Raw genomic sequence first — 13,396 nt, 5'->3', positions numbered from 1 at the left:
TCCTTCTATTCATAATCCATAGACTAACTCTATTTTACTCTTTTTATGGGCAAATGAAATAAGAGTTTACAATAAAAAAAGAGATCGTGCGCTAAATGAATTTTATCATTCCCGCACGATCTCTTTCATTGGTAGTTATTTCTCTTCTGTTACATGAACCTTCAGAACCGCGCTCACTTCTGTATGAAGCTTTACTGGTACGTTTGTGTAGCCGAGTGCCCGAATCGCATCCGGAAGGTCGATTTTCCGCTTATCAAGCTTAATGCCGTGGTTCTTTTTCAGCTCATCGGCAATCTGCTTGCTCGTAATGGAACCGAAAAGGCGTCCGCCTTCGCCTGATTTTGCTTTTAATTCAACAGTCAGGTTTTCAAGCGTGCCTTTCAGATCCTGGGCCTGCTTCAGGTCTTCCGCTGCATTTTTTTCTTCTTTTTTCTTTTGGCCCTGCAGTGTTGCCACATTGGCATTTGTCGCTTCAATCGCAAGGTTCTGCTTCAGCAGAAAGTTTTGCGCATAGCCGTCAGCTACATTTTTAACTTCGCCTTTTTTGCCTTTTCCTTTAACGTCCTGTAAAAAGATTACTTTCATATTAACTTCCTCCTTCTAAGTACTCCGAAATGGCCTGTTTCAGCTTTTCTTCCGCTTCTTCAAGCGTAACTCCTGAAAGCTGGGTAGCCGCATTCGTCAAATGCCCGCCGCCTTCAAGCTCTTCCATAATGAGCTGAACATTCACTTCACCGAGAGATCTGGCACTGATGCCGATGGAGCCGTCATCACGCCTTCCCATGGCAAAGGAAGCAGAAACTCCGCTCATCGTAAGAAGCGCATCAGCTGCCTGTGCCAGAATAACCTGATCATAGGCATCCGGATCGGATTCGCTCTGCTTTGCAATCGCCATGCCGTTTGGAAGCAGCTGGGTGTTTTGCACAAGCCTTGAGCGCTGAATCATGCTGTCATAGTTTTCACGCAGAAATTTTTGGACAAGAACGGTGTCAGCCCCTTTAGAGCGCAAGTAAGAGGCAGCATCAAAGGTTCTGGATCCGGTTCTTAATGTAAAGCTTTTTGTATCCACGATAATGCCTGCAAGAAGGGCGGTTGCTTCCACCATTGTCATTTTCAAAAGCTTTGGCTGGTATTCCAAAAGCTCTGTAACGAGTTCAGCGGTGGAAGAGGCATAAGGCTCCATGTAAACAAGAAGCGGATCGCGGATAAATTCTTCTCCTCTTCGGTGATGGTCGATCACAACGACATCGTCCACTTTATCAAGCAGCTTTTCCACCATCACAAGGGAAGGCTTATGGGTATCAACCACAACGAGAAGGGTGTTGCTCGTAGCGGCCTCAAGTGCTGTTTCTGGCGAAATAAAATGCTCCCAAAGATCTGCATTCAGCTTAACCTCTTGAATGAGACGCTGCAGGCTTGCATTCGCTTCACTCTCATCAAGAACGATATATCCTTCTTTGCCATTTACCTGGGCAACCTTCAGAATGCCGATGGCTGCCCCGATGGCGTCCATATCAGGGTTTTTATGGCCCATTATGATAACTTTATCGCTTGCCGCCACAATATCCTTCAGCGCATGGGAAATCACCCTTGCCCTGACTCGCGTCCGTTTCTCCATCGGATTTGTACGGCCGCCGTAGAATTTGATTTTTCCATTTTGCTGCTTGATGGCCACCTGGTCACCGCCGCGGCCAAGGGCAAGATCAAGACTCGACTGAGCGAGATCGCCAAGCTCCTGCAGGCTTTGAACCCCGGCGCCTATACCGATGCTGAGAGTAAGGGAAACGCTCTGAACAGCTGTTTTTTCCCTGACCTCATCCAGAATGGAAAATTTCGATCGTTCAATTCGTGTCAATATATCTTCATTTAATACAGCCAAAAACCGTTCGGAGGATACCCGTTTTAAAAAGAGACCGTAATCATTGGCCCATTTATTCAAAAGAGACGTTACCCCGCTGTTGATGCTGCTTCTTGTCTGGTCATCCAATCCCTGTGTTACTTCATCATAATTATCCAAATAAATAAGGGCAAGTACTGTGCGTTCATTTTCATACTGCTTTTCAATTTCGCTTTGTGCAGTGACATCAAAGAAGTAGAGAAGACGTTCTTCTCTTTTAATAATGACTCTAAAATTGCGGCCGTTAAGCGCAATCGTTTCAAACTCTGCTTCTTCCTTAATCATGGGAACGAGCTCTTCCGCCACATCATAAAGCGTGCGTCCGATCAGGGTTCCTTCTTTAAAGCAGGAAGCGAGATAAGGATTTGTCCACTCAATATAGTATTGCTCGTTAATCAGCATGATCCCGATCGGCATTTCCATCAATGCTTCTTCCCCGACCTTCTTCAAACGGTAGGAAAGGGTTGAAATATACTCTTCCATTTCTGATTTAATCTTCAGATCAGCCTGCTTTAAAAAATACAAAACAAGCCCAAGCAGCAGAGTACAAGCAATGCCAAGCATCCAGCTGTAAAAGAAAACAACAAGTATTGCAGCTGCAGCCACACCAATTAACGCATAAATCGGATAGCGGAATAAAGGTTTTTCATAAAAGCTTGGCAAGATGTTTCAGCTCCTTGTAACAATAAAACCTATAAATTTCCAGGGCAATAATCACTTTGAGCTGTTTTGAATCCTTGCTCTCAGGTTGAAGCCTAAATCAATTATACCCAAGATTCTAACGAGTTGGAGCAAAATTGGCACAAACAGGGAAAAAACAGTCAAAGCAACCGGAAACCCGATTGACAAGCCTTTTTTATGAAAATAGTAATAAATGAAGGAAAGCCCCTGGATTGTCAGCAGCAGCTGAAGAATGACGGTCAGATTCATCACCGCAAGATAAGGAAAACCGCCTTTTTCTAGCTGAAGCATGCCAAGAACAATCACAATAAAGTAATACCAAACGATGCTTTGCGGCAATTTCCATTCCCTGAACGGAAGGAGAGGGCTAGGTCCCATTTTCAGCCTTTTTAATACTGCCGATCCGATCAGGTGAGTGATCAGTGTAAAAAAGGCACTGGACAAAGCAAGAGATGCAGGCAGAGTATACACCATGGTCATAACCATGTCTTTAAACTGGCTTATTTGCTTATCGCTTAGTTCAAGGCCGAATTGCTCCCATGTCATTTTCGCCTGCTGTATGGCCTGGTCTGCCCACGTTCCTGGATCGCCGGACGGCAAAAGGCCAAGAACAAAAGCATAAATCAGGTAAGTAATGACCGTACCAATCAGGAAAACGACGCCTCCTGATGCGATGGCAGAGCCTGTTTTTTTCTTACCATAAAAATATCCCATTACAAAACCGCTCAAACTGAAAGTGATCGTTACAGGGAGCAGGGCAAACTGTCCAATCACCACTGTCAATAGAATGGACGCAAAGAAAAACAGCAAAGCCTGCTTTAGCGGATGTCTCAATATGTATACCATGAAAATAATTGGAACAATAAAAAGGGCAATCCCCCCGATAAGAGGAATGTATGCCATCATGAGTGCAAGAACTGCAAATAGGGCGAGCAGCATGGCTCCCTCAACTGTAGAATTGGCGCGCTTCAATTTTCCACCTCTTTAAATAGGCTGTGTGATTTCATCTGGCTGCTTCATGGCCGAAGCCCATTTGGCAGAAGGCCTGTTAGGCTTATTGTATGATACTTTCCGCATGATAAGCAAATAACCTGAAGCATCGGATGATTTTTTTCCATGAAAAAAAGACAGCAAGGATCCCTCACTGCCTTTTTGATTCATGAATTATTCACCTGTTACGTAAGGAAGCAATGCCATTTGGCGTGAGCGTTTAATAGCAACAGTCAATTTGCGTTGGTATTTAGCGCTAGTTCCAGTTACGCGACGAGGTAAGATTTTTCCGCGCTCGGAAACGAATTTCTTAAGAAGATCTACATCTTTGTAGTCGATATGAGTGATTCCGTTCGCTGTGAAGTAACACACTTTACGGCGCTTTGCGCGTCCGCCTCTGCGTCCACCTGCCATCGTAAAATCCCCCTTTCATTATTAATTTTAACGTTTAATCAGAATGGCAAATCATCATCTGAAATATCAATCGGTTGTCCATCATTAGCAAACGGGTCATCATTAAAGCTTGTACGTCCCTGATTTCCACGCTGCTGATCTGAACCATAAGGGTTTTGATCTTGACCGCCGGATCCGCTGCCATATTGATTATTGTTGTTATTACCGCCGCCGGAGCTGCCCTTCGGCTCAAGGAATTGCACACTGTCTGCCACAATCTCTGTCACATACACGCGCTTTCCTGTTTGATCCTCATAGCTTCTTGATTGCAGGCGTCCTTCGACACCGGTCAGGCTGCCCTTCTTAAGGAAGTTGGCAACATTCTCGGCTTGACGGCGCCACACGACGCAATTCAAAAAGTCCGCTTCTCTTTCTCCTGACTGGTTGGTAAACGTACGGTTTACCGCAAGAGTAAAAGTAGCAACTGCAGCACCACTTGGTGTATAACGAAGCTCAGGATCTTTTGTAAGTCTTCCGACAAGAACGACACGATTGATCATGAAGACCATCCTTTATTTATAATTTATGGTTTCTGCTTATTCTTCTTCTTTAATGACCATATGACGGATAATATCTTCGTTGATTTTAGCAAGACGGTCAAATTCTTGAACCGCAGCTGCATCAGAAGAAATTTTAAGAAGCATGTAGTATCCATCGCGGAAATCGTTGATTTCATAAGCAAGGCGGCGTTTGCCCCACTCTTTCGCTTCGGATAGCTCTGCACCATTATCAGTAAGGATTGTGTTGAAACGTTCAACAACTGCTTTCTTCGCATCTTCCTCAATGTTTGGGCGAACGATGTACATGATTTCATAATTTTTCATACTTTACACCTCCTTTTGGACTAGCGGCCCTAATAAAAGGGCAAGGAGCAATATTCATTACTCACAAGGTAAAAGTATACCAGTTTAATAAGAAAAGCGCAAGCGGCTGTTCAGCCCCGACAAGCATAAGACGATCAGCCGGGGAAAGGCGATTTTCCTTTCCCTGGATGAGCGGCTTATGACCTCGAGGGGCTAGCCGCTGGAGCTGGACAATGAGAAAAGCGCAAGCGGCTCGTTCAGCCCCGACAAGCGCTGGAGGAAAATCCCGAAAAGTCCGGTCTTAGACTTTTTGGGATTTTTCGAAGCGACTCGAGGGGCTAGCCGCTGGAGCTGGACAATTTAGAAAAGCGCAAGCGGCTGTTCAGCCCCGACAAGCGCTGGAGGAAAAAAAATATTGAGCGCTAACGTCACTCATTGCAGCAAACAAAAAAGCACGCAGCGCGAAACTGCATGCTTTTCATCTTATACGTTAAAACGGAAGTGGATAACGTCTCCGTCTTTTACTTCATATTCTTTACCTTCAAGCCTTACTCTTCCGGCTTCGCGGGCGCCGCCCATGGAGCCTGCGTTCATCAAGTCATCATAGGAAACTGTTTCTGCACGGATAAATCCGCGTTCGAAATCAGTGTGGATGATGCCTGCGCATTGAGGAGCCTTCATGCCTTTCCGGAATGTCCAGGCGCGCACTTCCTGCTCGCCGGCAGTAAAGTAAGTAGCAAGTCCAAGCAGGCTGTATGAAGCTTTAATAAGCTGATCCAGTCCTGATTCTTCGATGCCGAGTTCTTCCAGGAACATCGCTTTTTCTTCGCCGTCAAGCTCGGCAATTTCAGATTCGATTTTGGCACAGATGACGATAACTTCTGCATCTTCGCCTGATGCAAACTCTCTTACCTTTTGAACGTAAGGATTGCCGTCAGCGTCAGCCACTTCGTCCTCTGAAACGTTGGCTACATAAAGCACAGGCTTGCTTGTTAAGAGGTGAAGCTGTTTCACCGTTTTTAGCTGCTCTTCTGAAAATTCAACAGAGCGGGCAGGCTTTTCATTTTCAAACGCTTCTTTAAGAGCGACCAGAATTTCGTGCTCTGCTGCTGCGTCCTTGTCCTTTTGCTTGGCAAGCTTTTCAACGCGGCTGATGCGCTTGTCGACTGATTCAAGGTCAGCGAGAATCAGTTCAAGGTTGATGGTCTCAATGTCAGAAATCGGGTCTACCTTTCCAGCAACATGTGTAATGTTATCATCTGCAAAGCAGCGGACAACGTGGCAGATCGCGTCTACCTGGCGGATATGGGATAGAAATTTATTTCCAAGACCCTCACCTTTGCTTGCCCCTTTAACGATACCGGCAATATCGGTAAATTCAAATGCAGTGGGTACTGTCTTTTTCGGCTTCACAAGCTCAGTGAGAGCCTGAAGGCGCTGATCTGGCACCTCTACAATTCCGACGTTCGGATCGATTGTGCAGAACGGGTAGTTGGCTGACTCAGCGCCAGCCTGGGTAATCGCGTTAAACAGGGTGGACTTTCCAACGTTCGGAAGGCCTACAATTCCAGCAGTTAATGCCATTTTGTTCTTCCACTCCTCTATAGCAAAGCAATCAGTCTGATTGCAGCAAATTTCAATTCAATCTTCACCAATTATAGTTAGGAACCGTTGAAAACACAAGATTTATTGCAACACAGAAAAAAGCATGAAGCCCTGTGTTCCATGCTTTTACTCTGCCGTCTCTTCGTGTTTGACTAAAACCTTTTTCATTTTTTTGGAAAAATCTTTTCTTGGAATGAGCACGCTGTGGGCGCATCCTTCACATTTAATCCGGATATCCATCCCTAAGCGAATGATTTTCCAGCGATTGGTTCCGCACGGATGGGCCTTCTTCATTTCCACTACATCGTTCAGCCCGAATTCCTTATCCGCCACTTCTTTCACCCTCCCCAGACTCCTCTGGCTGCTCTTTACTTTTATCATACATGACAACCCTCGGGAAGGGAATTTCGATGCCATGGCCATCCAGCATCAGTTTGATTTCCTTCCGGATCATTCTCCCGACATACCAATGCCTCATCGGAGCTGTCTCGCACACTACTCTCATCACGATTTCCGAAGCGCCGAAATTCTGAACGCCGAGCAGCTCCGGCATGCTTACCATGTCTTCGTATTTTGCGGGAAGGACCCTTAAAAGGTCTTCAACGAGCCTCTCTACCTCTGTGACATCAGATTCATAGGAAACATTGAAATCAACGACTGCCGTGCTGTTATGAAGGGAGAAATTCGTTACTTCTGATATGCTTCCGTTCGGCAGAATATGCAGCTCGCCTGTCCAGCTTTTGATTTTCGTTGTTCTGAGACCAATTTCTTCCACTGTTCCCTCGAAAGCATTTACTTTTATGTAATCTCCGACAGAGAACTGGTCCTCAAATATAATAAAAAACCCTGTAATGATATCACGCACAAGGTTCTGTGCCCCAAACCCGATGGCAAGACCGACAATACCAGCTCCTGCAACCAAGGAGGTGACATTAATTGTAAGTGTTTCAAGAATCATCATTAAAGCGACAAAATACACAACATATGTCAAAATATTCTCCAAGAGCTTCACCATCGTCAGCTCTCTTCTTTCCGAAACCCGAAGCGGTGACTTATCCCTGAATACGAAGAATTTTTGGACAGCGAGCTTGCCGATCCTGATAAAAAGACTGGAGATGACGAGAATGAGGAAGATTTTTAACAGGCCCTCTCCCATTCCGATCCAAAAGGCTTCCTCTGTCAGCTTGTCTAAAATATTGCCTTTCATGTTTCTCACACTCCCATCTGCTGAGAAATCTCGTTTAGCTCTAGCTTTTATATTAACAATTTTTTTCATAGCGGTGAAGCATTTGACCCATCGGCCCTTTTCTCTTAGTTTATGGAAAATGCCCAATCTTCAAGTATAGAAACAGTTGGAAATCCGTATACTGTTACTACCATGCTGAAGGAGTTGGAAACTATGAATCTGAAAACCGGCCTTTTTTCACCTTTTAATAATGAACCTGAAAAAATTTCTTATGAAGATGAGAATGCGCTTGAGCTGCTTTCAGCCGGTATTCACCAGCTTCTTCCGAAAATCCTCCACCGGCCGATTGTGATTCTTTGCATCGGAACAGACCGGTCAACAGGCGACAGCCTGGGCCCGCTTGTCGGCTCAAAGCTGCTTGAACTGATGCCTGAAACCTTTCATATTTACGGAACCTTAAAAAATCCGGTGCACGCAGTCAATCTTGAGGCAAGCATTGAGGAAATCCACCGCACCCATAGACACCCTTTTATTATCGCAATCGACGCATGCCTCGGCAGGCTGAAAAGCGTCGGCACCTTTCAGCTCGCAGCAGGGCCCGTTAAGCCGGGGGCAGGGGTCAATAAAGAGCTACCGGCTGTAGGAGACATGCACATTACAGGCATTGTCAACGTGAGCGGGTTTATGGAATTTTTCGTCCTGCAGAATACCCGTCTGCACCTCGTGTTTTCCATGGCCAACCTGATTGCGGCAGGCTTGATGGAGGCAGAAAAGAAGTACCTGGAAACAAGCACACCTCAAATGAAAAGCTGGATGAACAGAAGCATCAGGCCGAGCGAATCAAATATTTAATTTGTTGCTATTTAAAAAACAAGAGATTTTAAGCTTATTAAGATAATGATGATCAGGAGGCTTGGCAGCATATTCGCCACCCGGATCGCCTTCAGGTTCAGCATATTAATGCCGATTGCAAAAATCAGCACACCGCCCGTCGCCGTAATTTCCGAAATCAGCATCTTCAGCAGGCTTTCATCGACATATTGATGTATCAAGTTGGCAAACAGAGCGATGCAGCCTTCATAAAGAAACACAGGAATGGCTGAAATCATCACACCGACACCGAGGGTGCTCGCCAGGATAATGCTTGTGAACCCGTCAATCATCGACTTTGTCATCAGAACAGCATGATCTCCCCTGAGACCGCTGTCGAGCGCCCCGACAATGGACATGGCTCCAATAACAAAAATAAGGGTAGCTGTCACGAATCCTTCTGCTACATTGCCTGTCTTAAAACGGCGAAGCTTTCTCTCAAGATAATGTCCGACACCAAGCAGCTTTCCTTCAAGGTTCATCCATTCACCGAGAATAGATCCCAGGACAAGACTCACAATGACATAAAAAATATCAGCTGTTTTCAGCGCCATGCTGATCCCAAGAATCATCACGGCAAGACCGATGCCCATCATAACGGTTTCTTTCATCCGTTCCGGGATTTTTGTCAGCAAAAGGCCGGTCAGCGTTCCTGCGATGATGGCTGCACCATTTACAATACTCCCAAGTAAAACCATTGCCTTCCTCTTTTCTGTCAAAACCATTGGAGCTAACAGTCAAACTGCTTCAAGAAAAAAACCACCTCATAAAAGATGGCGTCAAGAAGGCTGTTTTACCTCTAAAAGATTTAGAATCCGGTCTAAATCATCTTTGCTGAAAAACTCTATTTCAATGGTTCCCTTATCTTTTTTCTGATTAATGCTGACAGGTGTTCCGAAGTAATGAGCAAAGTAATTTTCCCGCTCTTTCAGAAAAACATCCTTTTCAGGCACTTGTTTTTTCTTCTCCTTTGCCTGCCCTTCATTCAGCTCATGCACAAGCTGCTCAACCTGGCGGACATTCAGTGATTCTTTTAAAATTTTATCAACAAGCGGCTGTAGCTTGTCCTTTTTTTTCAACCCAAGCAGTGTTCTGCCATGTCCCATTGACAGGTTCCCATCCATCATTAAATTCTGAATAAAAGAGGGCAGGGAAAGCAGCCTGACATGGTTGGCAATGTGCGAACGGCTTTTTCCAAGCCTTTTCGCCAGCTCTTCCTGTGTTAAACTCAGCTTCTCCATTAACGAGTGATAGGCTCTCGCTTCTTCAATCGTCGTTAAATCCTCCCGCTGCAGGTTCTCAAGAAGGGCAATTTCCATCATCTGCTGTTCAGTCAGCTCTCTGATCACAGCCGGCACTGTCTCTAAACCAGCTGCCTTCGCCGCCCTGAATCTTCTTTCACCTGCTACGATGTCATAGCCTTTAATGGTTTTTCGGATAATCAGCGGCTGCAGGATGCCATGCTGAAGAATGGATTCCTTTAATTCTTCGATGGCGCTCTCCTGGAAAGCTTTCCGCGGCTGATAGGGATTCGGCTTCAAATCATTTACCTTTACATCAATTATCGCTTCGCCCTTGCCGGCTTCTATTTCCCGAAACAGGGCATTAATCCCTTTTCCAAGACCTTTAGCCATTGACAACCACTTCCTTTGCCAAGTCTAGATACACTTCTGCGCCCCTTGAGCGGGCATCATACTTAATAATCGGCTGTCCATGACTCGGTGCTTCACTGAGACGCACATTTCTCGGAATAATGGTTTTGTAGACTCTTTCCCGGAAATACTTCTTCACCTCTTCAATAACCTGAATGCCTAAATTGGTTCTGGCATCAAGCATTGTCAGCAGCACTCCTTCAATCATCAAATCAGTATTCAGATGTTTCTGAACAAGCCTTACTGTATTCAAGAGCTGGCTCAGCCCTTCAAGTGCGTAATACTCGCACTGAACAGGTATAATCACAGAATCCGAGGCAGTAAGTGCATTTATCGTCAGCAGCCCAAGTGACGGCGGGCAATCAATAATAATATAGTCATAATTCTGCTTAACTTTCTCCAGCGCCCGCTTGAGGCGGACCTCCCGCGAGATCGTCGGAACAAGCTCAATCTCAGCTCCTGCCAGCTGTATGGTGGCCGGAATGGCATCAAGGTATTCAACGGTTGTCGGCCTGATCACTTCAGTTACATGAATATCGTCTACCAAAATATCATAAATACAATGTTCTACATCAGCTTTCTCAATTCCAACCCCGCTCGTGGCATTGCCCTGCGGATCTGTATCGACAAGCAAAACCCGCTTTCCGATATGGGCAAGACATGCTCCAAGATTAACGGAAGTCGTCGTCTTTCCGACCCCGCCTTTTTGATTGGCAACTGCAATAATTTTACCCAAGAAGCCACCTGCTTTCGACATTCAATAAAACCATTCTGTCATCTTTCTATTTTAACAAAAAAGCGCAGGAAATTTGTGGTTTACGTCTACAAAATTTTCGTTGAAATGGCAGATTTTCTGTCGGTCGGTGGGTGGAGGAGATTTAGGAGGGATTGGTATAAAAGAGCCTAGGCTCTCACTCCATACAGAGAGCGGCAAAATCCACTTTTGCAGAGGGAAAAGACATTTTATGAACTCTTCACCACGCCATATTCCCGAAACCAAGCTTCATATTCCCGAATAGAGCGCACAATTTCACGAAACCGGCTCTTATATTCTCAAAAAAGGCTTCTATTTTCCCGAATAGCCGGTTACAAAGAGCCAGCCACAGTTTTGAGCCATACTGAGAATCTTCCGCACTATATAAATCCGTAAAATTCACTTTCACAAAGGGAAAAGGTATTTTCCGAACTCTGCACCGCGCCATATTCCCGAAACCAAGCTTCATATTCCCGAATAGAGCGCACAATTTCACGAAACCGGCTCTTATATTCTCAAAAAAAGCTTCTATTTTCCCGAATGGCCGGTTACAAAGAGCCAGCTACAGTTTTGGGCCATACTGAGAATCTTCCGCAGTAAATAATTCCGTAAAATTCACTTTCACAAAGGGAAAAGGTATTTTCCGAACTCTGCACCGCGCCATATTCCCGAAACCAAGCTTCATATTCCCGAATAGAGCGCACAATTTCACGAAACCGGCTCTTATATTCTCAAAAAAGGAAGCACGAGAACCGTCCCCATGCTTCCAAAAAGAAAAACTCTCCGCAAAAAGGGGAGAGTTACTTCGGAATGCGGATCGTGAATTGAATAAATTCTTCAAATTCTTCTTCTTCCGCGTTTATTTTGACGCCGGTGTCCGCAACCATTGTGAGGGATTGACGGATGGTGTTCATGGCTATGCGGGTATCACGGGAAAAGGCTTTTCGCTTTGGCTTGGGCTTAGGCTGGTCCTTTTCGAGCATTTTTACGACACGGTCTTCTGTTTGCTTCACGTTGAGCTGCTTTTCAACTATTTCTTCCAATAGCTTGATCTGGAGATCAGGCAGCTTTAATGGAATAAGCGCTCTTGCATGCCGTTCTGTCAATTTTTTCTGAAGAAGCGCATCCTGCACCTCCTGAGGCAGCTTCAGCAAGCGAAGCTTGTTGGCTACAGTGGACTGTCCTTTTCCAAGGCGCTGCGCCAGTGCTTCCTGTGTTAGCTGATGAAGCTCAAGCAGCTTTGCATAAGCAAGGGCTTCTTCTATGGCAGAAAGCTCCTCCCGCTGAAGGTTTTCAATCAGGGCCACGGACGCTGTTTCTGTATCACTGAAATCCTTTACAAGGGCAGGAATGGTTTCCCATTCTAATTTTTGGACGGCGCGCCAGCGGCGTTCGCCGGCAATCAGTTCGAATTGGCCGTCAGCTTCTCTGACAACGATTGGCTGGATGATGCCGTGTGTTCTGATTGTCATGGCCAGCTCTTCTATTTTTTCATCCGCAAAAATAGTCCGCGGCTGGAAACGGTTTGGGATTATGTCATGAACGGGTATTTGCTTCACTTCGTCTCTATCTGATACAGCTTCTGCAACTTCTTCGAGTTCGTTTTCTTCCTGAAATTGTTCTGTTTCCTTTTCTCCTGATCCGAAGAAACGAGAAAACGGATGCTTCATGTCCCTACACCACCTTTTGAAACTACCAATTTATAATTCTATCTGCCTGCTTTTGATTCCTGCATAGCCGGCTCCCAAAACCAATTTTTGTTATGTCCCGAACTATTCGATCGGCGTTTTGTTCGGAGTTCCTGGCTTGCGGGGATATTTCGCAGGCGTTGATTTAGACTTATGAATAATGATGATGCTCCGGTCGCTTTTTTCAATCGGCAGTTCAAAGGAGTGGCTTTTTTCAACCTTTCCTCCCAGGACTGCGATCGCTTTTTCAGCAGCCTTCAGCTCTTCATTGGCAGAAGCAGCTTTCATCGCGATGAAAGAACCGCCCTTTTTCACTAGTGGCAGGCAGAGTTCGCTTAAAACGGACATTCTCGCTACCGCCCGCGCCGTGACAACATCAAATTTTTCCCGATAGGCTTTGTTCTGCCCGAATGTTTCTGCCCTGTCATGGCGGAAGGAGACATTCGACAATCCGAGTTCATTCGCCAGATTCTCTAAAAAGGTAATTCTTTTGTTTAGAGAATCGACAATGGTCACAGAGAGCTCCGGGAAACAGATTTTTATCGGAATGCTTGGAAAACCGGCTCCAGCTCCTACGTCGCAGAGAGACAGCGGCTTTTTGAAATCAAAGTAAAACGCAGCAGAAACAGAGTCGTAAAAATGCTTGAGGATGACTTCTTCCCGATCGGTAATAGAAGTCAGATTCATTTTTTCGTTCCATTCAACCAGCAGTTCATAGTACTTATCAAATTGGGAAAGCTGCTGCTGAGAAAGGGAAATCCCTTTCTCCTGCAGCATTTCTTGTAAGTTTGACAGCTCCATAACCAAAACCTTTCCT

The 13,396-nt window shown here is 45.4% G+C and carries 15 protein-coding genes; 1 reads left to right on the top strand and 14 read right to left on the bottom strand.

Annotation, left to right across the window (positions count from 1 at the left end; genetic code table 11):
* Positions 1–135 precede the first annotated feature (135 nt).
* The 9 genes from rplI to LRR81_RS13680 all read right to left on the bottom strand — a co-directional run bounded on the left by rplI (position 136) and on the right by LRR81_RS13680 (position 7,636).
* Positions 136–585 (bottom strand): 50S ribosomal protein L9, encoded by a 450-nt coding sequence (gene rplI, locus LRR81_RS13720; protein WP_231789950.1) that lies wholly within the window; start codon positions 583–585, stop codon positions 136–138.
* Between the two features lies 1 nt (position 586).
* Positions 587–2,560 carry a DHH family phosphoesterase gene (locus LRR81_RS13715; protein ID WP_231789949.1) on the bottom strand — a complete coding sequence of 658 codons (1,974 nt, stop codon included), beginning with the start codon at positions 2,558–2,560 and terminating at the stop codon, positions 587–589.
* Positions 2,561–2,611: 51 nt separating this feature from the next.
* A complete protein-coding gene (locus LRR81_RS13710) occupies positions 2,612–3,550 on the bottom strand; it encodes a YybS family protein (RefSeq protein WP_231789948.1) in 939 nt (312 codons plus the stop codon).
* A 192-nt stretch (positions 3,551–3,742) separates the two neighbouring features.
* A complete protein-coding gene (gene rpsR / locus LRR81_RS13705; RefSeq protein WP_231789947.1) occupies positions 3,743–3,982 on the bottom strand; it encodes a 30S ribosomal protein S18 in 240 nt (79 codons plus the stop codon).
* A 38-nt stretch (positions 3,983–4,020) separates the two neighbouring features.
* Positions 4,021–4,521, bottom strand: coding sequence for a single-stranded DNA-binding protein (gene ssb / locus LRR81_RS13700; protein ID WP_231789946.1), 501 nt, complete (start codon positions 4,519–4,521; stop codon positions 4,021–4,023).
* A 36-nt stretch (positions 4,522–4,557) separates the two neighbouring features.
* Positions 4,558–4,845, bottom strand: a complete 288-nt coding sequence (gene rpsF / locus LRR81_RS13695; protein ID WP_231789945.1) for a 30S ribosomal protein S6 — start codon at positions 4,843–4,845, stop codon at positions 4,558–4,560.
* A gap of 462 nt (positions 4,846–5,307) precedes the next feature.
* Entirely contained in the window at positions 5,308–6,408 is a 1,101-nt protein-coding gene (gene ychF, locus LRR81_RS13690; protein ID WP_231789944.1) for a redox-regulated ATPase YchF, read from the bottom strand.
* Between the two features lie 147 nt (positions 6,409–6,555).
* Positions 6,556–6,762 carry a DUF951 domain-containing protein gene (locus LRR81_RS13685; protein WP_231790085.1) on the bottom strand — a complete coding sequence of 69 codons (207 nt, stop codon included), beginning with the start codon at positions 6,760–6,762 and terminating at the stop codon, positions 6,556–6,558.
* Positions 6,752–7,636 (bottom strand): mechanosensitive ion channel family protein, encoded by an 885-nt coding sequence (locus LRR81_RS13680; protein WP_231789943.1) that lies wholly within the window; start codon positions 7,634–7,636, stop codon positions 6,752–6,754. Before LRR81_RS13680 ends, LRR81_RS13685 begins: the two co-directional genes overlap by 11 nt.
* 192 nt (positions 7,637–7,828) lie before the next feature.
* On the opposite strand from LRR81_RS13680, the gene yyaC reads away from it, so the two are divergent.
* Positions 7,829–8,467 (top strand): spore protease YyaC, encoded by a 639-nt coding sequence (gene yyaC / locus LRR81_RS13675; protein ID WP_231789942.1) that lies wholly within the window; start codon positions 7,829–7,831, stop codon positions 8,465–8,467.
* 11 nt (positions 8,468–8,478) lie between these two features.
* On the opposite strand, the gene LRR81_RS13670 is transcribed toward yyaC, so the two are convergent.
* The 5 genes from LRR81_RS13670 to rsmG form a co-directional block, all read right to left on the bottom strand.
* Entirely contained in the window at positions 8,479–9,183 is a 705-nt protein-coding gene (locus LRR81_RS13670) for a DUF554 domain-containing protein (RefSeq protein ID WP_231789941.1), read from the bottom strand.
* A gap of 81 nt (positions 9,184–9,264) precedes the next feature.
* A complete protein-coding gene (locus LRR81_RS13665; RefSeq protein ID WP_231789940.1) occupies positions 9,265–10,119 on the bottom strand; it encodes a ParB/RepB/Spo0J family partition protein in 855 nt (284 codons plus the stop codon).
* Complete coding sequence (locus LRR81_RS13660; RefSeq protein WP_231789939.1) at positions 10,112–10,873, bottom strand: ParA family protein; 762 nt, start codon at positions 10,871–10,873, stop codon at positions 10,112–10,114. The genes LRR81_RS13665 and LRR81_RS13660 overlap by 8 nt, the downstream gene beginning before the upstream one ends.
* Positions 10,874–11,691: 818 nt before the next feature.
* Positions 11,692–12,561: a nucleoid occlusion protein gene (gene noc, locus LRR81_RS13655; RefSeq protein ID WP_231789938.1), complete on the bottom strand. Its 870-nt coding sequence runs from the start codon at positions 12,559–12,561 to the stop codon at positions 11,692–11,694.
* A gap of 102 nt (positions 12,562–12,663) precedes the next feature.
* Positions 12,664–13,380, bottom strand: coding sequence for a 16S rRNA (guanine(527)-N(7))-methyltransferase RsmG (gene rsmG, locus LRR81_RS13650; protein ID WP_231789937.1), 717 nt, complete (start codon positions 13,378–13,380; stop codon positions 12,664–12,666).
* Between the last annotated feature and the right edge of the window lie 16 nt (positions 13,381–13,396).

It is taken from the genome of Metabacillus kandeliae, assembly GCF_021166585.1.
GTDB lineage: Bacteria > Bacillota > Bacilli > Bacillales > Bacillaceae > Metabacillus_B > Metabacillus_B kandeliae.
The sequence above is the reverse complement of the archived record's forward strand: the minus strand, read 5'-3'. Positions and strand labels throughout refer to the sequence as shown.